At 31.1% G+C, this 22340-nt stretch carries 19 protein-coding genes and 1 riboswitch; all 19 genes read left to right on the forward strand.

The features are described 5' to 3' along the window. Positions 1-525: 525 nt before the first annotated feature. The 19 genes from BUA48_RS12405 to BUA48_RS12505 all read left to right on the forward strand — a co-directional run bounded on the left by BUA48_RS12405 (position 526) and on the right by BUA48_RS12505 (position 22317). Complete coding sequence (locus BUA48_RS12405; RefSeq protein ID WP_072832388.1) at positions 526-1455, forward strand: alpha/beta hydrolase; 930 nt, start codon at positions 526-528, stop codon at positions 1453-1455. A 179-nt stretch (positions 1456-1634) separates the two neighbouring features. Continuing rightward, positions 1635-2105, forward strand: coding sequence for a tRNA (uridine(34)/cytosine(34)/5-carboxymethylaminomethyluridine(34)-2'-O)-methyltransferase TrmL (gene trmL, locus BUA48_RS12410; protein ID WP_072832389.1), 471 nt, complete (start codon positions 1635-1637; stop codon positions 2103-2105). A gap of 11 nt (positions 2106-2116) precedes the next feature. After that, on the forward strand, positions 2117-2956 hold the full coding sequence (locus BUA48_RS12415; RefSeq protein ID WP_072832390.1) for a DegV family protein: 840 nt from the start codon (positions 2117-2119) through the stop codon (positions 2954-2956). 360 nt (positions 2957-3316) lie between these two features. After that, a riboswitch (glycine riboswitch) is annotated at positions 3317-3390 on the forward strand. 89 nt (positions 3391-3479) lie between these two features. Next, a complete protein-coding gene (locus tag BUA48_RS12420; RefSeq protein WP_072832391.1) occupies positions 3480-3857 on the forward strand; it encodes a GrdX family protein in 378 nt (125 codons plus the stop codon). A 14-nt stretch (positions 3858-3871) separates the two neighbouring features. Further along, entirely contained in the window at positions 3872-4804 is a 933-nt protein-coding gene (gene trxB, locus BUA48_RS12425; RefSeq protein ID WP_072832392.1) for a thioredoxin-disulfide reductase, read from the forward strand. A 134-nt stretch (positions 4805-4938) separates the two neighbouring features. Next, positions 4939-5271: a thioredoxin family protein gene (locus BUA48_RS12430; RefSeq protein WP_072832393.1), complete on the forward strand. Its 333-nt coding sequence runs from the start codon at positions 4939-4941 to the stop codon at positions 5269-5271. A gap of 108 nt (positions 5272-5379) precedes the next feature. Next, the gene (locus BUA48_RS12435; protein WP_072832394.1) at positions 5380-6666 is read left to right on the forward strand and encodes a glycine/sarcosine/betaine reductase component B subunit; all 1287 of its coding nucleotides are present in this window, start codon (positions 5380-5382) and stop codon (positions 6664-6666) included. Between the two features lie 61 nt (positions 6667-6727). Further along, positions 6728-7198: a glycine/sarcosine/betaine reductase complex selenoprotein A gene (grdA, locus tag BUA48_RS12445; RefSeq protein WP_084666313.1), complete on the forward strand. Its 471-nt coding sequence runs from the start codon at positions 6728-6730 to the stop codon at positions 7196-7198. 94 nt (positions 7199-7292) lie between these two features. Then, a complete protein-coding gene (gene grdB, locus BUA48_RS12450; RefSeq protein WP_084666315.1) occupies positions 7293-8594 on the forward strand; it encodes a glycine reductase complex selenoprotein B in 1302 nt (433 codons plus the stop codon). A 217-nt stretch (positions 8595-8811) separates the two neighbouring features. Further along, a complete protein-coding gene (gene grdC, locus BUA48_RS12460; RefSeq protein ID WP_072832399.1) occupies positions 8812-10347 on the forward strand; it encodes a glycine/sarcosine/betaine reductase complex component C subunit beta in 1536 nt (511 codons plus the stop codon). A 31-nt stretch (positions 10348-10378) separates the two neighbouring features. Beyond that, entirely contained in the window at positions 10379-11542 is a 1164-nt protein-coding gene (gene grdD / locus BUA48_RS12465) for a glycine/sarcosine/betaine reductase complex component C subunit alpha (protein WP_072832400.1), read from the forward strand. Between the two features lie 272 nt (positions 11543-11814). After that, positions 11815-13386 carry a Na+/H+ antiporter NhaC family protein gene (locus BUA48_RS12470; RefSeq protein ID WP_072832401.1) on the forward strand — a complete coding sequence of 524 codons (1572 nt, stop codon included), beginning with the start codon at positions 11815-11817 and terminating at the stop codon, positions 13384-13386. A gap of 356 nt (positions 13387-13742) precedes the next feature. After that, entirely contained in the window at positions 13743-15170 is a 1428-nt protein-coding gene (locus BUA48_RS12475) for a TldD/PmbA family protein (RefSeq protein ID WP_072832402.1), read from the forward strand. Further along, complete coding sequence (locus BUA48_RS12480) at positions 15170-16435, forward strand: metallopeptidase TldD-related protein (protein ID WP_072832403.1); 1266 nt, start codon at positions 15170-15172, stop codon at positions 16433-16435. Before BUA48_RS12475 ends, BUA48_RS12480 begins: the two co-directional genes overlap by 1 nt. Positions 16436-16614: 179 nt before the next feature. Beyond that, a complete protein-coding gene (locus BUA48_RS12485) occupies positions 16615-16794 on the forward strand; it encodes a hypothetical protein (protein ID WP_072832404.1) in 180 nt (59 codons plus the stop codon). A 155-nt stretch (positions 16795-16949) separates the two neighbouring features. Further along, positions 16950-18245, forward strand: coding sequence for an RNA polymerase factor sigma-54 (gene rpoN / locus BUA48_RS12490; protein ID WP_072832405.1), 1296 nt, complete (start codon positions 16950-16952; stop codon positions 18243-18245). Positions 18246-18368: 123 nt separating this feature from the next. Further along, complete coding sequence (locus BUA48_RS12495; RefSeq protein ID WP_072832406.1) at positions 18369-19427, forward strand: sugar-binding transcriptional regulator; 1059 nt, start codon at positions 18369-18371, stop codon at positions 19425-19427. A 33-nt stretch (positions 19428-19460) separates the two neighbouring features. Continuing rightward, entirely contained in the window at positions 19461-20468 is a 1008-nt protein-coding gene (gap, locus tag BUA48_RS12500; RefSeq protein WP_072832407.1) for a type I glyceraldehyde-3-phosphate dehydrogenase, read from the forward strand. A gap of 652 nt (positions 20469-21120) precedes the next feature. After that, positions 21121-22317 (forward strand): phosphoglycerate kinase, encoded by a 1197-nt coding sequence (locus BUA48_RS12505; RefSeq protein ID WP_072832408.1) that lies wholly within the window; start codon positions 21121-21123, stop codon positions 22315-22317. Positions 22318-22340: the final 23 nt, after the last annotated feature.

Genomic DNA, 22340 nt, shown 5'->3' on the forward strand with positions numbered 1-22340 from the left:
ATTGGAATTTCAAGTTATAGCTCTTGAATACTACATAAGGTTTTTATAAAGTCTATACATTCTAAGGTTTTAATATGAGAGTCAATAGTATATCTAAATTAGATTTATAAATAATCTGATTTAGATATATTAGAATTTATTATTATGTAATTTAATGTATTTTGTATTAATTATCATGTGGAAATTTACTTAGTAATAGTTTAAAATGAGTAAGATTATATAGGATAAGAAAGATTTTTATGTTTCCTATAGAGTATTTATTACAAATTAAACATTGATGAATGAGTATGCTATAGTTAAAGTCCAAATAATAAGAACTAACTCAATTATAATTAAAAATAATCAGTATTAAAGTTATAATAAAAAGATAACTCTGCAATATGTGTTAATACAAGGTAAATAAACTATTAAAAAATTATGTTTACAGTGTGTTTATCAATAATATACTTAAAATCTATTAGTAAAAACAACTTTAATTATGATAAAATAAGTAGTAAGTTATTTTTAAATAAGGGAAGTGGTTTTGTGGGACATAGTTATTTTAACTTTCAAGGTGAGCTTGGACAAGAAATCTTTGTTAATCAATGGACTCCCGAAGAAGGAGTAGAACTAAGAGGGGCAATCCAAATAGCTCATGGAGCATCAGAACATTCGTATAGATATAATGAAATAGCTCAGTATTTAAATCAATTCGGATATATTGTTTATGCAAATGATCATAGAGGACATGGTAAAACTGCTACGTCAGAAAAAGAATTAGGATTTTTTGATTATGAAGATGGATGGTTTAAGGTTGTAGAGGACATGCATAGTTTAAATGAAATAATAAAAAGCAATCATGAGGAACTTCCAATATTTCTAATGGGACACAGTATGGGTTCATTCTTAACAAGGACCTATATAACTTTATATGGTAAGGAACTTAATGGTGCTATAATATCAGGGACAGGTCAACAACCTAAAATTGCAATTCATACAGGAAAGATTATAGGAAAATTTGAAGTAAATAGAGTTGGAGTTAATAAGGTAAGTAAGCTTATGCAAAACTTAACTTTTGGTGGATTTAATAAAAAGTTCCGTCCAAATAAAACGGACTTTGATTGGTTAACTAGAGATGAAAAAGAAGTAGATAAATTTATTAAAGATAAAAGATGTGGTCAAGATTTTACTTCAGGTTGCATTTTAGACTTACTTAATGGTTTAAGTTACTTAAGAGATGAGAAGAATATGAATAGAATCCCTAAAGAATTACCTATATTTATTTTTTCTGGTGATAAAGATCCAGTAGGTGATATGGGCAAGGGAGTAAAAAAGCTTCGTAAGCAATATGAAGACTTAGGTATAAAAGATATTCAATTTAAATTATATCCTGAAGGTAGACATGAAATGTTAAATGAAATAAATAAGCAAGAGGTATATGAAGATATAAGATCATGGTTAGATAGACACTTGTAAATTAAGATTAATTAAGGATATAATTTTAAAAGTCATAATTACATTAAAATTAAATGTTATTATTTTTAATTAGCAATTATTCATACATAGCATAATATGGCATAGATTTTAATGTGAAGATAAATTTATATAATACAATGGCAGTAAATAGACATACTAGTTTAGGAGGATTTTAATCTATGGAGAATTTGAATATAGTATTATTTCAACCTGAAATTCCACAAAATACAGGTAACATAGGAAGAACTTGTGTACTTACTAATAGTAAATTACATTTAATAAAACCTTTAGGGTTTAGTTTGGATGAAAAACAACTAAAAAGAGCGGGCTTAGATTATTGGCCAGAATTAAATTTAGAAATACATGAGTCCTTTGAAGAGTTTAGAGAGAAATATAAAGATGGGAATTTTTACTTTTGTACTACTAAAGGAGCTAAGAATCATTCGGATGCTAAGTTCCAAAAGGGCGATTTCTTAATATTTGGAAGAGAATCTTCGGGTTTACCACAGGAAGTTAGAGATGTAAACCCAGAGGGATGCATAAGAGTACCAATGGTAAATACTACAACGAGATCATTAAATCTTTCAAATACAGTATCTATAATAGCTTATGAGGCTTTAAGACAAATTGGTTACCCAGAGATGAAATAGGAGGAATGAAGGTGGATAAGATAAAGATAATTACAGATAGTACCTGTGATTTACCTAAAGAAGTTGTTGAGAAGTATGATATAGAAGTTATACCTCTTATAGTTAATATAAATGGGGAAAGTTATTATGATGGAGTAAATCTAGTATTTCCAGAACTAGTTCAAAAGATGGAATTCTCTGATGAGTTCCCGACAACGTCACAAATAAATCCTCAAAGATTTATGGAACACTATAAACCTTACTTAGAGCAAGGATATAAGATATTATCAATACATCTTTCCTCTAAAATGAGTGGTACATATCAATCATCATGTATTGCTAAAGAAACACTTGAAACAGAAGACATAGTTACTATTGATAGTTTGAATGTTACAGCAGGCTTAGGAATATTAGTTTTAAAGGCTGCTATGTTAAAAGAAAAGGGCTTATCTATTGAAGAAATAGAATGTAAGATAAAACAAGCTATACCACATGTTAAAAGTTCACTAGTATTTGGATCTTTAGAGAACTTAGTTAAAGGTGGAAGATTATCAAGAACAACAGCTGCAATAGGAAACCTTTTGGGTATAAAGCTTATAATGGAAGTAAATGACGGTGAAATGAAGGTTAGGGAAAAGGTAAGAGGAACTAAGAAGGCAGTTAAAAATGCCTTTAGTTATATGAAAGAAAAAGGTATAAATAAGGAAGATCCTGTATTATTTGAGAAGACAGGTGATAAGGAACTAGAAGAGTTAGTGCGTAATAATATAAAAGATATATGTGAAAATTACGTAGAAGTTAATGTAGGATGTGTTGTAGGGGTTCACTCAGGACCTACTGCGTCTGGGGTGTTTTTTATCGAAGATTATTAAAAAATGGCTATCATAAATGATATTTCTGACATTGTTAAAATATTATTAAAGTTTTCCTATATAACTTATAGAAAATTATAATAAATAAATTTTTAAAAACTATAGAAATTTTGCGACAATTATTATATAATAAGTTTGTCGGCAGGGAAGAAAAGCTTGAATACAAAGTTTAGAGAAAAACCTGCTAAATAATAAAACTTAAAAAAGAAAAAAATGGATGAAGTTTTCGAGAGATGATTTACCGAAAAATATTGTTAATCTGAAAATTAAAGGGTTAATAATTAAACAGGTAAATAGCCGAAGGAATAAGGAAAGTCTTAGCCGATGTATCCGAACATCTCAGGCAAAAGTATCGAAAATGGACATAACTCTGGAAAGCTAAAATAGAGCACCGACGGAGCAAATCTCTCAGGTACCAAGACAGAGTATAGGGCTAATTATTAATTATTATTTATTTACTAATTAATTAAAAGTTTACCTATGCTCTGTCTTTATTAATGTAAAGCGATAGGAGAGAAGGACAATGATTGAACCATTATTTATAGTAACAAACAATCCATTATCACTAGAAAAGTTCAAAGGCGAATTTGAAGTGGAATTTATAGATGGAGAAGTAAGCGAAGTATATAAGGTTATCAGAGACAAAATTCATATGGGACATAAGTTACTAACTCATCCACTAATGAGTAGTATAAAACCTAATGAAACTCCTTATAGAACTGTTTGTCTTTCGGTAAAAAAAATTCAAGGGGTTGACCTAGACTCATTGAGTTTGATAGAAAATAGTATAATGACATTAGATAAGTTTTTGAATATTTCACCATTACCGAAGTATTCAGAGGACATAATGTATGATTTTCAAGTTATAGATCATGATTTAATACATCATGCTTTAAATTAAAGGAGGATTTTACCATGTCAAAGATTTTTGATACTATTATCATTGGTGGAGGTCCAGCAGGTTTATCAGCAGGTTTATATGCAGCTAGATCTAAGATGGATACATTAATAATTGAAAGAGCTAAGTTTGGCGGACAAGCTACAACTACAGACGAGTTAGAGAACTATCCAGGATCAATCGAAGATTGTACAGGTACTACTTTAAGTGAAAGAATGAGAAAACAAGCTGAAGAGTTTGGAGTAAATTTCACTAAAGATACAGTTACTAAAGTTGAATTAGAAGGTGACGTTAAAACAGTTATCTGTAACAACGAAACTTACCAAGCTAAGACAATCATCATTGCAACAGGTGCTACTCCAAGATTAGGTGGTTTCAAGAACGAAATCGAACTAAGAGGAAAAGGTGTATCTTACTGTGCAACATGTGATGCTGACTTCTTTACAGAGTTAGATATCGCTGTAATCGGTGGTGGAGACTCAGCTATAACTGAAGCTATATACTTAAGTAAATTTGGTGAAACTGTAACAGTTATCTACAGAAAAGGTAAAGAAAACTTAAGAGCAGCTAAATCATTATTAGAAAAAGCATTCAATAATCCAAAAATCAACTTCGTATTTGATACAGTAGTTGAAGAAGCTATCGACAACGATGGAATCTTAGGTGGATTAATGGTTAAAAACACTAAGACAGGTGAAGTTAGTAAATTAGCTGTTGATGGATGTTTCGTATTCGTTGGTTACAACCCAATTTCTGAATTATTCAGAGGTACAGTTAACATGACTGAAAGAGGAGACATAATCACAGACGAAAACATGAAAACTAATATACCAGGTGTATTTGCAGCAGGTGACGTTAGAGAAAAAACTTTAAGACAAGTTATCACTGCAGCAGCTGATGGTGCTATAGCAGCAACTCAAGCTGAACACTACATCGAAAATCATAAATAATTTTAAAAAAATACGACTATATATTTAAAATTGTTGAAACATTTAGAATTATAGTTTAAAATTACAGAGAATGTTTAATAATATTGGAGTATTTAGAATAGTTAGACATTCAAAAATTGATGGAGGTCAGAAATATGTTAGAATTAAACAAAGAAAATTGGGAACAAGAAGTTACTAATGAAACTGCTAAACCAGTATTCGTAGATTTCTGGGGAGACAAATGTGAAATCTGTAAGCAATTAATGCCAGGTGTTCACGGATTAGAAGAAAAATATGCAGATAAAATCAAATTTGCTAGCTTAAACACAAGTGGATGCAGAAGACTTGCTATAGGGCAAAAAGTTTTAGGCTTACCAACTATGAAAATATACAAAAATGGTGAGTGTATTGAAACAATTACTGCTGACAAAATCAGCAACTTAGATGATATCGAAGGATTCATCAAAGCTTACTACGAAACATTATAATTAAAATTCAAAGTGGTATTTTGTGGATAAGGTATCCATAGTGGGTACCTTACTACATGAATATATATGTAAGACGTGTGCTTTCAATATTTCTAGGAGGTGAATTTAATGCGTCTTGAAGTAGGTAAAATTTTTATAAAAGATCTTCAATTTGGTGCAGAAACAAAAGTAGAAAATGGTGTTCTTTATGTTAATAAGGAAGAATTATTAAATGAAATCGGTGGTGACGAAAGAGTTGCTAGTATCGATTTCGAAATCGCTAGACCAGGTGAGTCAGTGAGAATAATTCCAGTTAAAGACGTAATTGAACCAAGAGTTAAAGTAGAAGGAAAGGGTGGAATATTCCCTGGATTCATCAGCAAAGTTGAAACAGTAGGTTCAGGAAGAACTCATGTTTTAAAAGGTGCTGCAGTTGTTACAACTGGTAAAATCGTTGGTTTCCAAGAAGGTATAGTTGATATGTGTGGAGAAGGTGCTAAATTTACACCATTCTCAAAAACAAACAACTTAGTAATTGTAGCTGAGCCTAAAGAAGGAATCGATCAGCACAATCACGAAGAAGCTATTAGAACAATTGGTTTTAAAGCTGCAACTTACTTAGGAAAAGCTGGATTAAATGTTGAACCTGATGAGGTAAAAACTTACGAGACTTTACCAATATTCGAACAAGCAAAATTATATCCAGAATTACCAAAAGTAGTTTATGTTTACATGTTACAAAGCCAAGGATTACTACACGATACATATGTATACGGTGTTGATGCTAAGAAAATCATCCCAACATTTATGTATCCAACAGAAGTATTTGATGGTGCTATAGTAAGTGGTAACTGTGTATCAGCTTGTGATAAGAACCCAAGTTATGTTCACATGAACCACCCAATTATCGAAGAGTTATACGAAAGACATGGTAAAGACTACAACTTTATGGGAGTAATCTTAACTAACGAGAACGTATTCCTTGCTGATAAAGAAAGATCATCTAACTGGGTAGCTAAAATGGTTGAATTCTTAGGTGCTGACGCTGCTATAGTTTCAGAAGAAGGATTCGGTAACCCAGATGCTGACTTAGTTATGAACTGTAACAAAATCACTGATAAAGGTGTTAAGACTGTATTATTAACTGATGAGTACGCTGGACAAGACGGATGTTCTCAATCATTAGCTGACTCTACACCAAAAGGTGACGCTGTTGTAACAAACGGTAATGCTAACGAAGTAATCGTACTTCCAGTAATGGATAAAGTTATAGGACATCCAGAAGCTGCTAAAATTATCGCTGGTGCTAACAACGAAAGTTTAAGACCAGACGGATCAATCGAAGCTGAAATTCAAGTTATCACTGGAGCTACTAGTGAAGTTGGATTCAACTACTTAACAGCTAGAGGATTCTAATTTAATTACTTAATAAAAGAATTTACTTGATATAAATATATTTCAAAGGAGATGTAGTCAAATGTTAAAAGATAAGAAAGTTATCGCTATCGGCGACAGAGACGGTATACCAGGACCAGCTATCGAAGCTTGTGTTAAATCAGCAGGAGCAGAAGTAATATTCGCATCTACAGAATGTTTCGTCTGAACAGCTGCAGGTGCTATGGATCTGGAGATCCAAAACAGAGTTAAAGAATTAACTGAAAAACACGGTGCAGAAAATGTAGTAGTAATCGTTGGTGGAGCAGAGGCTGAAGCTTCTGGATTATCAGCTGAAACAGTAGCAGCAGGAGACCCAACATTTGCAGGTCCTCTAGCTGGTATAGCTTTAGGATTAGCAGCTTACCACATGGTTGAGCCAGAAATCAAAGATGCTTGTGATGCAGCAGTTTATGATGAGCAATGCGGAATGATGGAAATGGTTTTAGACGTAGATGGTATTATCGAAGAAGTTAAAGCTGTTAGAGACGAGTTCTCTAAATATTCTCTTTAATTCTTAGAAACTAATAGTAACTTTACTGTTCAAAAATAAAAAAATAAACTAGCGGGTTTTAAATAGTAACTCCAGTTGAAGGGGGGCAATTACTTTGATTAAAGTAGTTCACTATATTAATCAATTCTTCGCTAACATTGGTGGAGAAGAGATGGCTCATATTGAACCATCATGCAGAGAAGGGTTCGTAGGACCTGGTATGGCATTAGACAAAGCATTTAAAGGAGAAGCTCAAATAGTTAAGACTATTATTTGTGGGGACTCTTACTTCGCTGAGCACCAAGCAGAGGCTGAAGAAACAATATTAGCTATGGTTAAAGAGGCAGGAGCAGATTTATTTATTGCTGGTCCAGCATTCAACGCAGGTAGATACGGTGTTGCTTGTGGTGCTATAGCTACAAAAGTTAAAGAAACTTTAAACATTCCAGTAATAACTGGTATGTATATAGAAAACCCAGGAGCAGATATGTACAAAAAATTTGTACACGTAATTTCTACTAAGAATAGTGCTGCTGGTATGAGAAGTGCAATCGGTCCAATGGCTACATTAGCTTTAAAATTAGCTAATGGTGAAGCTATCGGAACTCCAGCTGAAGAAGGATACATTCCAAGAGGAATCAGAAAGAACTTCTTTGCTGAAGATAGAGGAGCTAAGAGAGCAGTTGAGATGCTTGTTAAGAAGTTAAAAGGTGAAGAATTCGTTACTGAATTCCCAATGCCAGACTTCGATAGAGTTGAACCACAACCAGCTGTTAAAGATATAACTAAAGCTAGAATAGCTATTGTTACATCTGGTGGTATTGTACCAAAAGGAAACCCAGACCACATTGAGTCTTCAAGTGCTTCTAAAATTGGTAAATACGACATCGAGGGTATTGATGATTTAACATCAGAAACTCACGAAACAGCACACGGTGGTCACGACCCTGTATATGCTAACGAAGACCCAGATAGAGTTATTCCAGTTGACGTATTAAGACAAATGGAAAAAGAAGGAAAAATCGGTGCTTTACACAGATACTTCTACTCTACAGTTGGTAACGGTACAGCAGTTGCATCTTCTAAAAAATTCGGTGCTGACACAGCAGCAGAATTAAAAGCAGATGGCGTAGATGCAGTTATATTAACTTCTACGTGAGGAACTTGTACTCGTTGCGGAGCAACGTTAGTTAAAGAAATAGAAAAGGTAATGCCAGTAGTTCACATGTGTACAATTACACCTGTATCTGTAACAGTTGGTGCTAATAGAATTATCCCAACAATAGCAATACCTTACCCATTAGGTAACCCAAATCTTCACAGAGAAGAAGAAGTTGCTTTAAGAAGAAAGTTAGTTGAAAATGCATTAAAAGCTTTAGAAACTGAAATTTCTGAGCAAACAGTATTTGAATTCTAATTTGAACTTATAATATATGAATTAGGGAACTCTAGTTCCCTAATTCTATGTATAAGGTAGCCATTATTTTCTATTATAAAAAAAACTTTTTTGATATCAATGTACAATGCACAATGTGCAATGTACATGTATATAGAATATATTGTAAATTGTGGATTGTATATTAAAAAATCTTAATTATCAATTAATTTCATAGGAATTATGAGGAGGTCATAAAATGAGTTTTCCAGTAATTAAAAAAGCAGCTTATGTATTAGTAAATACTCCGGATATGATAATACATAACGGAACAACACAAATGGTAGAAAGAGCAACTAATCCAGATTCAGACTACCTAAAATCAATCAAAGAAAACACAAGAACTTTTGAGCAGGTTGTAGGATATGCTCCAAACCAAGTATATATAGGTAACATGACACCAGAAGAATTAGAAGCTATGCCAAAACCATGGTTCACTCAAAATGTTGAGGGTGCTAATAGATATGGTAAATTTGGTGAAATCATGCCTCAAGATGAATTCTACGGATTAATGAAAATATCTGACGTTTTTGATCTTGTTATGTTAGAAAAAGACTTCACTGAAGAAGTAAGAACTAAATTAGCTGGTCATAAATTATTAGCTGAAAAAGCAGCTGAAATGAAAGCTGGTTTTGAATTAGCTGAAATCGAAGAGCAAGTTAATAATAAAGGTGCAGAAAGATTAGATATGAATGGTAAGTTAGTAGGATGTGTAAAAAGAGCACACGACTACGATGAAAACTTATCATCTGAATATATGTTAGAAAACCTAGCTGTTAAAGCTTCAGGTGTTTTATCATTAATGTATTTAGTAGATGGATTAGATGTACCAGTTGATGAAATTGGATATGTTATCGAATGTTCAGAAGAAGCTATCGGAGATATGAACCAAAGAGGTGGCGGTAACATCGCTAAAGCTGTTGGTGAAATAGTAGGATTAAAAGGTGCTACTGGAATCGATATGAGAGGTTTCTGTGCAGGTCCTTCTCACTCATTAGTTAATGCAGCTGCATTAGTTAAATCTGGTGTATACAAACACGTAGTAGTAGTTGCTGGTGGATGTACAGCTAAATTAGGTATGAACGGTAAATCTCACATTGGTAAAAACATGCCAGTTATGGAAGATTGCTTAGGCGGATTCGCATTATTAATTTCTGAAAATGACGGTGTAAACCCAATAATCAGAACTGACGTTGTTGGTAGACATACAATTGGACACGGAGCTTCTCCACAAGCTGTATTAGAAGCTTTAGTATTAGATCCATTAAATGCTGCTGAATTAAAAATAACTGATATAGATAAATTCTCTCCAGAAATGCAAACTTCAGAAATAACTGAACCAGCAGGAGCAGGAGATGTTCCAACTCAAAACTACAAAATGATAGGTGCATTAGCAGTTAAGAGTGGACAATTAGATAGAAAAGAATTACCAGCTTTCGTTAAAGGACATGGTTACCCAGGATTTGCTCCAACTCAAGGACATATCCCATCAGGAGTTCCAATCGTTGGACATGGTAGAGATAGAATATTAGACGGTGGATTAAAGAACTTCATGATCGTTGGTAAAGGAAGCTTATTCTTAGGAAGAATGACAAACTTATTTGACGGTGTTTCAATAGTTGTTGAGAAAAACCCAGGTGTTGTTGAAGAAGGAAACGGAATCAACAAAGAAGAAGTTAAGTCAATGGTTGCAGATGCAATGAAAGACTTTGCTAAGTTCTTAATGCAAGAATAATTATTTCTTATTACGTGAAGAGGTGAAATCAATGAGCCAAAATGTTGCTAAGCAAATGATTGCTGATGTATTTAATGATATAGCTGACGGGCTTAAGAGCGGAAGATTTGGCAAAAAAGTAAGAATAGGTTTAACTATCCTTGGTTCTGAACACGGAGTAGAGGAAATGGTTAAAGCTGCTGAGCTTGCTAAAGCTAAATACGATGATTTTGAGATCGTTTTAATCGGATCAAAAGTTGAAGGAGACTTCGAAATAGTTGAAGTTGAAACAGCTGAAGAAGGTCACAAAAAAATGACTGCTATGTTAGAAGCAGGAGAATTAGATGGATGCGTAACTCAACACTTTGACTTCCCAATCGGTGTTTCAACAGTAGGTAAAGTTACAACTCCAGCTAAAGGTAGAGATATGATAATCGCTACTACAACTGGTACTACTTCAACAAATAGAGTTGAAGGAATGGTTATCAACACAATTTCTGGTATCTGTGCTGCTAAAGCTTTAGGAATCAAAAATCCTAAAGTTGGTATCTTAAATGTAGAAGGTGCTAGACAAGTTGAAAGAATACTAAGAGAAGTTCAAGAACATGGATTCAAATTTGAATTTGCAGAATCTGCAAGAGCTGACGGTGGTGCAGTAATGAGAGGTAACGACCTTCTTGCTGGTACTCCAGATGTTATGGTTTGTGATTCATTAACTGGAAACATCTTAGTTAAAATGTTCTCATCTTTCACAACTGGTGGAGGATATGAGACTATAGGTGCTGGATATGGTCCTGGTATTGGTGATGGCTATGATAAATTAGTTAACATCGTATCAAGAGCATCAGGAGCTCCATTAATCGCTGAGGCATTAAGATACTGTGCGAGCTGTGCTCAAAACAAAGTATTAGAAATTGCTAAGGATGAATTTAAACAAGCTAAAAAAGCTGGTTTACAAGCTTCTATAGATAAAGTTTGTAAAAAGGCTAAAGCAGAATCTTCTGAAGAAGAAGTTAAAATGCCACCAAAGAAAGTTGTTACTTTCTCTATCCCAGGTATTGATATACTTGAGTTAGAAGATGCTTGTAAAGTATTATGGAAAGAAGGCATATATGCTGAAAGCGGAATGGGATGTACAGGTCCAATTATATTAGTTGGTGAGGACGAAGGCGAAAAGGCTGTAGAAGTTCTTAAAAAAGCTGAATATATCCAATAATTGCTTTTAAAATATTCATAAATAATGAGAAGTTGTCGTAATGCGACAACTTCTTTATTTTTTTTGTTACTTGAAGAAAGATTTCAAAATATTTTGACAATAACTTTTTATGGAATTTTATAGCATAATAATGCATAATATATATAAATGGTTATATAATCAAAATGTCATTTTCAATCTATTGGTTTAATGTTTTTCTATTATGTTATGTTATTAAATAGGTATTTTTATTCATTTTCCAAGGGTGAATAAAAATAAAAGGGGGGATTATCTTGGAAAATCTAGGTATATGGGCTTTGGTGCCGCCATTGGTAGCAATACTGCTGTGTTTCAAAACTAAAATGGTTCTATTATCACTTTTTGCAGGTGTTTTTGCTGCTGGGGTTATAGTATGTAGTGGAAATGTAGTTGCAGCAACAGGTTTTTCTTTAGAAACAATAATAGGTGAAGTAACAGATCCAGGAAATGCAAGTTTAATACTATTTACTTTATTCATGGGAGCTGGTATATCCTTCATATGGAGATTAGGGGGAAGTAGGGCTCTATCAGATTGGGCAAGAGCTAAGATTAAAAAGAGAAAGTATGTTGGGATAGGTGCTTGGCTTTTAGGAATGGTTATTAGTGTTAATGACTGTCTTATAGCAGCAATTGATGGTAATGTTTTTAGAGATATTGCTAAAGAACAACGAGTATCATCAGAAAAGTTTTCATATATATTAGATGCTACAGCTGCACCTTCAGCATCATTATTTATTTCAGATTGGATAGCTTTTCAAATATCAATGATAGGACAAGGTATAGCGGCGGCAGGAATAGTTGGTGTAAGTGCTATGGGAGCTTATATAAAAACTATACCATATAATATCTATAGTATATTCACATTGATTTTTGTTGGTATTATTGTTATATCAGGTTTAGATTATGGACCTATGTTAAAAGCTGAAAGAAGAGCAATGAAAACTGGAAAGTATTGTGCAGATGGTTCACAACCTATGCTAGATATAGGAAGTGAATTAGGAGAGCCTAAGGATGTCAAGCCGAGATTAGCTACATTTATAATACCTTTCATAGTAATGATAGCAGTTACTATATTTGGTTTTATTTGGACAGGAAGAGAAGGTGTTGGTATATTAGGAACTTTAGAAAATGCAGATGCTATTTTATCGCTTCTTTGGGGATCTTTTGCAATGTCAGTTAGTGGTTTTGTTTTAGCGATTGCTTACAAGATTATGCCTGTAAAAGAAGCTATGGATACATTTGTAGATGGATTTAAATTAATGGTTCTTACAGCTTGTATACTTGCATTAGCTTGGTCATTAAGTACAGCTACTAAAAATATGGGATTAGCTGATTTCTTAATTTCTAGCTTAGGGGATACGATTCCATTTTGGATTATGCCACTTATGATATTTGGATTAGGTATGATAGTAGCTTTTGCTACAGGTACATCTTGGGGTACTATGGCAATTATTACGCCTATAGCAATACCACTAGTATATTCAATGACTGGGGATGTAAACACAGCTTTAATGGTTCCAGGTATTGCATTATCAGGAGCTGTATTTGGAGATCACTGTTCACCTATTTCAGATACAACCGCCATGGCATCCATATTTAGTGGGGCTGATCATATAGACCATGTTAAAACTCAAGTTCCATATGGTTTAACTGTAGCTGGAGTTGTAGGTCTTATGTATTTATTAGTAGGTATCTTTAATTTGAAACCATATGTATTTATACCTCTAGGTATAATTATAATGTTTGGTATAGCATATTTCTTAAATAAAATTAATAGAAAGCATATTGATGAATTAGAAGCAGAATTAAGTACTACAAAAGAATGATTTTGGAATTAATATATAGAATATTTTGAATATTATGAATTGATTATGATGTCTATAATTGATTTGCTTAGAAGAGTTAAAACATTCAGAATATGTTTTGGTGTTAAGTTTATAATATATTAGTTTAAAAAGTTTATTTTCTTTAAGAGTTAATGTACTTAAAGAAAAATATATTTAAATATAAAGTTTATTAAGTTTCAATATATATGAATATGAAGCCCATATCTTAGGTATGTTTATCTAGGATATGGGCTAATTTAATAATTTTATAAACTAATAATAAATTACATTATTTAAATAAGAATAATATGCATACATTATATAGAGTATATGTTTTATAAAAGGGGGGCAGATTCATGAGGGCTCAAAACTCTGTTTATTTAAATACAATTAAACCGTACTTAAAGCAACTTATAGATATTCTATATGAAGATTTTCAATATGTATCTATATTAGCAACTGATTGCAAAGGTAAAAAGTATGTAGTTTCTCAAAATTCTAATTCTATAGAACCTAATATGTTGAATGAAAGAGGCTTTGTTGTAAAGGTATATAATGGAAAAAGTTATTCTGAGTATTCTTTTAATGAAATTAATAAGGAAAATATTTTAGAATTAGCACATAAGATTAAAAGTGAAATTAAAGATACCCATAATAACTTCCAAGAAAACTTTAATATTAGGGAGTATGACATTATTAAAGAAGCAAGGGATACTAGGACCTTTGAGAAGGGAGTAAAAATACATCCTATAGTAGTAAAAGAAAGTGATATAATAGAAGCTTTAAATGATAGTAGAAAAAAAGGAATTGAATTATCTAGTCTTATAAAGGAATTGAAATTAGTATATGAATATTTAAATATAAATAAACTTTTTTTAACTTCACAAACTGAATTTTTCCAAAGTTATTTATATAGTGTTGGAATGCGTTTGTGTGTTGTTGAAAAGGATGGAAAAGTAAAGTATGATTATGAAAGTTTTTCAGGGCTCAAGGGAATAGAGCTATTAGAAGAACTAGATAAGGATATAGAGAATTTTATAAACAATACCATAGAACTTTTAGATTCTATGCCTATGGTACCAGGGTATTATGATGTGATATGCAGTCCCGATGTTTCAGGGCTTATTGCACATGAGGCATTTGGTCATGGTGTGGAAATGGACATGTTTGTGAAGGAAAGAGCAAAGGCTAAGAATGAAATAGGTAATTATGTTGCATCTGAGCTAGTAAATATGTATGATGGAGCCTTAGGTATGGAACATGTTGCATCTTATAGCTTTGATGATGAAGGAAATTTAGCTAGTAATACTAAGATTATAGATAAAGGAATATTGAAGGAAGGAATTTCAGATGAAATATCTGCTATGGAGCTTGGCACAAAACCTACAGGCAATGGAAGAAGAGAAAGTTTTAAAAGAAAAGCTTATAGTAGAATGAGCAATACTTATTTTTGCCCAGGGGATAGCGAACTTGATGAAATGATAAATTCCATAGAATATGGATTTTTGTTAGAAGGAGTACAGAGTGGCATGGAAGATCCTAAAAATTGGGGTATTCAATGTATTGTAACTAAGGCTAAGGAAATTAAAAATGGAAAGTTTACAGGAAAAATTTATTCACCAATTATAATAACAGGATATGTTCCTGATGTATTAAAATCTATAACTATGATTTCAAGGGATTTAGCTATGGATGGCGCAGGAATATGTGGAAAGGGATATAAGGAGTATGTCAAAGTATCTTCAGGAGGTCCATATATTAAGGCAAAGGTGAGGTTAGGATAATGATTAATAGAATTATTGATATATTAAATGATTTAGATATAAAGATTTATAAGATTAATGAAAGATGTGATAAATCAGTAGAAGGATTTTTTATTAAAGAAGATATGCAGATGGATAGAATTAAAGAAACGAAAGAATATATGCTTACTATATATGTGGATTTTAAAGAAAATGATAAAAACTATAGAGGTGCTTCAAAGGCCATACTTTATCCTAATATGAGTGACGAAGAGGTGAAAAATGAGATAGAGGGAGCATCTTATGCTGCTTTGCTTTTGAAAAATGATTATTATCCAATAGTTGGTGAAGGTGAGAAAATCGAGAAGAAATCGAATCTAAAAGAAGATGAATATAATTTAGAAGAGGATTTAGTTAAAGTATATAATATAGTTTATAAAAAAAGAGAAGATGTAAATTCAATTGTAAATTCTTGTGAGATATTTATAAACACAAGCAAGGAGCGAATTGTAAATTCATTTGGAGTAGATGTTAGATATAATAAGTATTTTTTAGAATTAGAAAGTATTTCTCAATGTAATGATGTAGAAATATATAATAGGTACAAATATAATGAACTAGATGAAAAGCTGATAGATTATGATATAAAAAAAGCACTTGAGCTTACAGATCTTAGATATAATGCAAAGGAAATAGTTGAAACAGGAAAATATAATATTATTTTAAGAGATGAATATATTGCTATTTTTATGAAGTATTATAGAGATAAATCCAATGCAAAGCTTACTTGTAATGGTACTTCTGATTTTCAAATTGACAACATGATACAAGGTAATAATGTTTTAGGAAGTAAAATTACATTAAGTCTAGATGGGAATGAAGAATACACTGAAGATGGCTTAGGGATAAAAAGAGAAAATATAATAAGTAAGGGAATAGTTAAAAATTATCATGGTGACCTTTCTTACTCATATTATTTAAATATCAAACCTACAGGAAAATTAGAAAAAATTATAGTGGGTAGTGGTGATAAGACCTTAAAAGAAATGAGAAAGGAAAATTATGTTGAAATTTTATCTTTTTCCGACTTTCAAATGGATAGTATAACAGGAAGTTTTGGTGGGGAAATAAGATTAGCATTATACTATATGGATAATGAGATTATACCTATAACAGGAGGGTCTATATCAGGAAACATTTTAGAAGTACAGGAGGACATGTATTTATCTAAAGAAGTATGCAAATTAAGTTCATATGAGGGTCCAGTAGCATTAGAAATAAAAAATGTTAATATTACTGGTTTGTAAAATAATTCATATTAGAGAAAAAGATTTATTGCTATAAAGTAGCAATAAATCTTTTTTTTTACAATAATAAAGTTGAATAATACAAAAATATATAAATAGAAAGTAACATACATTAAATATAGAATTTTTTATAACATTAGAGAGGATTCAGGCATATTTAAGTAGTATAGAGGTGATAAATGAAGAGATATGTGAAAAATAAATATAAAAATTCAAATTTATATGGATTAGAGAAAAATGAAAATATATTTAAAGCAGTTAATGGCATTATTAATATTTCCTTGGGAACATTATCTACAATAGATAAAATGAAGAGTAGTTATTACAATATATATGGTTGGAGATTGAATATATTCTAAGAAAAATATCTAAAATAAAAAGAATTAATATTAACTATTGGAATATATATACTTTAAAAAATACATATACAAGTTATATAATTTAAACAAGTGAGAAAAGTTAGTTTTAAGGAAGTCTCCTTTTAAATAATTTATAGTAATTAGTGGAGGATGTTATGGAATTAAATTTAAGTTTAAGTCAAAAGTTAATTTTAACTAAGGAAATGAGACTATCAATAGAGTTTTTAACTATGGGTCCCATGGATATTATTGAGTACATAAATAAAGAGGTAGAAAAAAATCCTTTAATAGAAATAAAGGATGACTACTATATTAGTTCTATAGCTTCAGAGAATAGTACTAAGGATTATTTAGAAAAAAAGGTTGTATCAGAAGTAAATTTAAAAGAAGAATTATTAGACCAATTGAGATTTTCTAAAATACAAAGAGAAGATATAAAAATAGCTATATTTATAGTGGAAAGTTTAGATCATAGAGGATACTTGATAGAGGATATAGAGAATATTTCACATATTACTAAAAGTAGTAAGGAACATGTTATTAGAGTTTTAGATATTATACAAAGTTTAGAACCAGCAGGTGTTGCTGCTAGGACTTTAGAGGAATGTTTAGAGCTTCAATTAAAAAGAAAAGGAATTATGGACAATGTTTTTCACAAGATAATTTATGAATATTTATATTTGTTGCAAGAGGATAATAGAAGAGAAATTTGTAGGAATTTATTAATCAACGAAGTAGATTTAGATGAATACATTAAAAAAATAAAGAATTTAAATCCAATTCCAACTTCGGGTTTTAGCGAAGAGGAGGAAATAGCTATAGCTATACCTGAGGCATATATAACCCAAAATGATAATTTAATTGAAGTGAAAATGAACAGAGAGTTTTATCCAGAAATTAAAATTAATGATACTTACAGAGAAATATTAGAAAATAAGAATTCTACAAAGGAAGAAATTGCATATGTTAAAGAAAAAATAGAGGCTGCAAAGGCACTAATAAGAAGCGTTGAAAAGAGAAAATCCACAATTGAAGAAATAATAAATCATATAGTGGAGAACCAAGAAGAGTATATAAAGCGTGGAGAAGCATATTTAAAGGTAATGAAAATAAAAGATTTATCAGAAAAGTTAAACTTGCATTCCTCAACTATAAGTAGAGCAATTAAAGGAAAATATTTAATGATAAATAATAATTTAGTTACCATGAGAGAGCTATTTACTACTCCAGTAAATAAGAATTCGGGAGAAGAACTAAGCAATTCAGTTAATTTTATAAAGTCATCAATTAAATCTATAATTGATAAGGAAGATAAAAAAAGCCCTCTAAAGGATGAAGATATAAGGGTGATTTTAAAAGGTAGGAATATGAATATTTCTAGAAGGACTGTAGCAAAATACAGAAGCGAGCTAAAAATCGACAATGTAAACAAGCGAAAATTAAAAAAGTAATATATAATATTTATTTTTTAAAAATTTTCAAAAAAATCTTCACAAAATTCGGCAGATGTATTATAATAACAGTGGGAACAGAAATAAATCAGTGGGACAAAATAGTCCTGAGGGGTGTTTTACTTGTATGAAATAATAAAGTTACAGCAGAAGATAGTTCCAGAGGTTGTAGAATTATTTAACAGAAGATATACAATCTTAAGAACAATTTTATATAACCAGCCAATAGGTAGAAGGATATTAGCTACTAGTTTAGACTTGGGAGAGAGAACTGTAAGAAATGAGGTAACATTTCTAAAAGAAAAGAACCTAGTAGAAATCTTCAGTGAGGGGATGTATGTTACTGAAGAAGGAGAAAAAATAATAGAAGACTTAGCTCAATTGCTAAAACAATTTAAGGGACTTAATGAAATAGAGGAAGAGATAAGATCTCATTTAAACCTTAATAAAGTAATTATAGTACCTGGAGATTATGATAAAGATAAAACAGTTATACATGAGATAGGAAAAATGGCTTCGGCGTATTTTAGTGATGTTTTAAAAAGTGATTCTACTATAGCAATTACGGGAGGAAGCACTATAAAAGAGTTTGTAGATAATTTTCCTACATTAGATAAATATCATGATGTAATAGTTTTACCAGCTCGTGGAGGCATGGGCAAAAATATGGATACTCAAGCTAATACATTAGCAGCAAGGTTATCAGAAAAAATAGGTGGTTCCCATAGACTGTTACATGTATTAGACAGCTTAAGTGAGGACATATTAGAAAGTATAATGAAAGAAAAAAGCATAGAAGAAGTAGTTTCTATGATTAGGAATGCAGATTTTCTAATTTATGGTGTTGGAAGAGCTGATATACAAGCTGAAAGAAGGGAAGTAGAACCAAAAGTTCTTCAAGAGCTAAAAGTAAAAATGGCAGTAGGAGAAGCTTTAGGTAACTATTATAATCAGCAAGGAGAAATAGTATATAAGCATACAACAGTAGGAGTTAGAGATACTGATGCAAGAAAGGTAAATAAGGCTATTGCTGTAGCAGCAGGTAGTAGTAAAGCAGAGGCTATTATAGCAACGCAACTTCATAGAACTAACGGAGTTCTAATAACTGACGAAGGTGCTGCAATGGAAATACTTGTAAAAATCAAACAATATAACGAAGGTGAAAAAGCTACTCTTAAGTAGTTTCAATATAAAAGGATTTAGGAGGATTTGGTTATGATTAAAATAGGTATAAATGGTTTTGGTAGAATAGGAAGAAATGTTTTCAAGGCTTTAATAAATAATTATTCAAAGGATTTAGAGGTAGTTGCAATCAATGATTTAACTAGTCCAGCTACATTAGCGCATCTATTAAAATACGACTCATTATATGGTAGATTTAATGGAGAGGTTGAAGCTAAAGAGGACTCTATAGTAGTTAATGGTAGAGAAATAAAAATTTATGCAGAAAGAGATCCTAAGAATATTCCTTGGGGTAAAGAAGGTGCAGAGATTGTTATAGAATCTACTGGATTATTTACTAATGCAGAAAAAGCAAAAGCTCATATTGAAGCAGGAGCTAAGAAAGTATTAATTTCAGCACCAGCTAAAAATGAAGACATTACATTAGTTCTTGGTGTTAATGAAGATCAATATGATCCAGAAAAACACAATATTATTTCAAACGCATCTTGTACTACAAACTGCTTAGCTCCATTTGCTAAAGTTTTAGATGAAGAGTTTGGAATAGTTACAGGATTAATGACTACAATACACTCTTATACAAATGACCAAAGAATTTTAGATGCTCCACACTCAGATTTAAGAAGAGCTAGAACAGCTAATGAGTCAATGATACCAACAACTACAGGTGCTGCTAAAGCAGTTGCATTAGTATTACCACAATTAAAAGGTAAATTAAATGGTATGGCTGTAAGAGTACCTACTCCAACAGTTTCTATGACAGATTTAGTATTTGAAGCTTCAAGAGAAACTACAGTTGAAGAAGTAAATGCTGCTTTAAGAAAAGCTGCTGAAGGTTCAATGAAAGGAATATTAGGTTTCAGTGATGAGCCATTAGTATCTATAGACTTTAGAGGAGACGAAAGATCTTCAATAGTAGATGGACTATCAACTATGGTAAATGGTAAATTAGTTAAAGTTGTTTCTTGGTATGACAATGAGTGGGGATACTCAAATAGATTAGCAGATTTAACTAAAATGGTAGCAGATAAGCTAAAATAATTATGAATAATGTATCTTATTCATAAAAATATAATACAATATTTGAAATTAACTCAAATAAGAGTATAATATATATTGAATAGTATATGTTAAAGTCTAGTTTTATGATGATAATATAAAACTAGACTTTTTCAAATAAGGATTTATTTAATATTTAGCTTATATATGAGTTAAGTATATAAAACTATGTTCATAAATAATGTGCTTAATATTTAGAAAAGTAATAATTTATATTTAAAGTTATGTTGCAGGGGTATTAATAGATTCCAAGAACATCCTATAAAGGCACTATGACTAAGATAGCTATAATAATTGATATAGATATTTATAAAAACATATTAAACTTGAAGTATATGTTTATAAAATAAAGTATTTTTAAATTTAATTATTAATTTAAGTGTATAAAAGCTAAAATAGCATACCATTTTGCAAAGTAATATGGTAAATTATATTTGAAGTGGTTACTATATAAAACTTAAAGAAAAAAATGTTATACTATATTTAGTAATTAAATTTAAGAATATAACACATAAGAGTACATAATAAATATTAAAATATAATCTAAATATACGAATAATAAAAAAAATTTTCAATAATATATCAAGGGAATAATTTAGTTATAAAAGATTAGTATCATTAAGGAGGAGTACCCATGAAGTTAAATAAAAAGACAATTGAGGATATCCAAGTTTGTGGAAGAAAAGTATTAGTTAGATGTGATTTTAATGTCCCATTAAAAGGAGAACAAATCACAGACGAAAATAGATTAGTTGGAGCTTTACCAACTATTAAGTATTTAATGGAAAAGGGAGCTAAAGTTATATTATGTTCTCATTTAGGTAAACCAAAGGGAGAACCAAAACCAGAATTATCTTTAGCACCAGTTGCAAAAAGATTATCTGAAATGTTAGGAAAAGAAGTTGTATTTGCAGCAGATGATAATGTTGTAGGGGAAAATGCAAGAACTGCTGTACTTAATATGAAAAATGGTGATGTTGTATTATTACAAAACACTAGATATAGAAAAGAAGAAACTAAAAATGAAAAAAATTACTCTAAAGAATTAGCTTCATTAGCAGAAGTATTCGTTAATGATGCTTTCGGAACAGCACATAGAGCTCACTGCTCAACAGTTGGAGTTACAGATTTCATAGAAGAATCAGTTTGTGGATACTTAATTCAAAAGGAATTAAAGTTCTTAGGCGACTCTATAGAAAACCCCAAAAGACCTTTTGTAGCAATATTAGGTGGTGCTAAGGTATCAGATAAAATAAATGTAATAAATAATCTATTAGATAAAGTTGATACTTTAATAATAGGTGGAGGAATGGCATATACATTCTTAAAAGCTATGGGACATAATGTTGGTAAATCATTAGTTGAAGCAGAAAAATTAGATTATGCTTTAGAAATGATAAAAAAGGCTGAAGAAAAAGGTGTTAACTTATTATTACCAGTAGATCATGTTGTTGGTGCAGAATTCTCAGCTGAAACAGAACCTGTTATAACTGAAGGAAAAGATATTGAAGAGGGATTTATGGGCTTAGATATTGGTCCTAAAACTGCTAAATTATATGGTGATGCTATAAGTAGTGCTAAAACAGTTATATGGAATGGACCTATGGGAGTATTTGAGTTTGCAAACTTTGCAAAGGGAACTGTTTCTGTGGCAGAGGCATTAGCTTTGTCAGAAGCTTTAACAATCATTGGTGGTGGAGATAGTGCTGCTGCTGTTAACCAATTAGGATTTGGAGATAAGATGACTCACATATCAACAGGTGGTGGAGCTTCTTTAGAATTCTTAGAAGGTAAAGAACTACCAGGTATTGTTGCATTAAATGAAAAATAATTAAAGTTTAAAATAAAATATAT

It is taken from the genome of Clostridium collagenovorans DSM 3089, from assembly GCF_900130005.1.
Lineage (GTDB): Bacteria > Bacillota > Clostridia > Clostridiales > Clostridiaceae > Clostridium_D > Clostridium_D collagenovorans.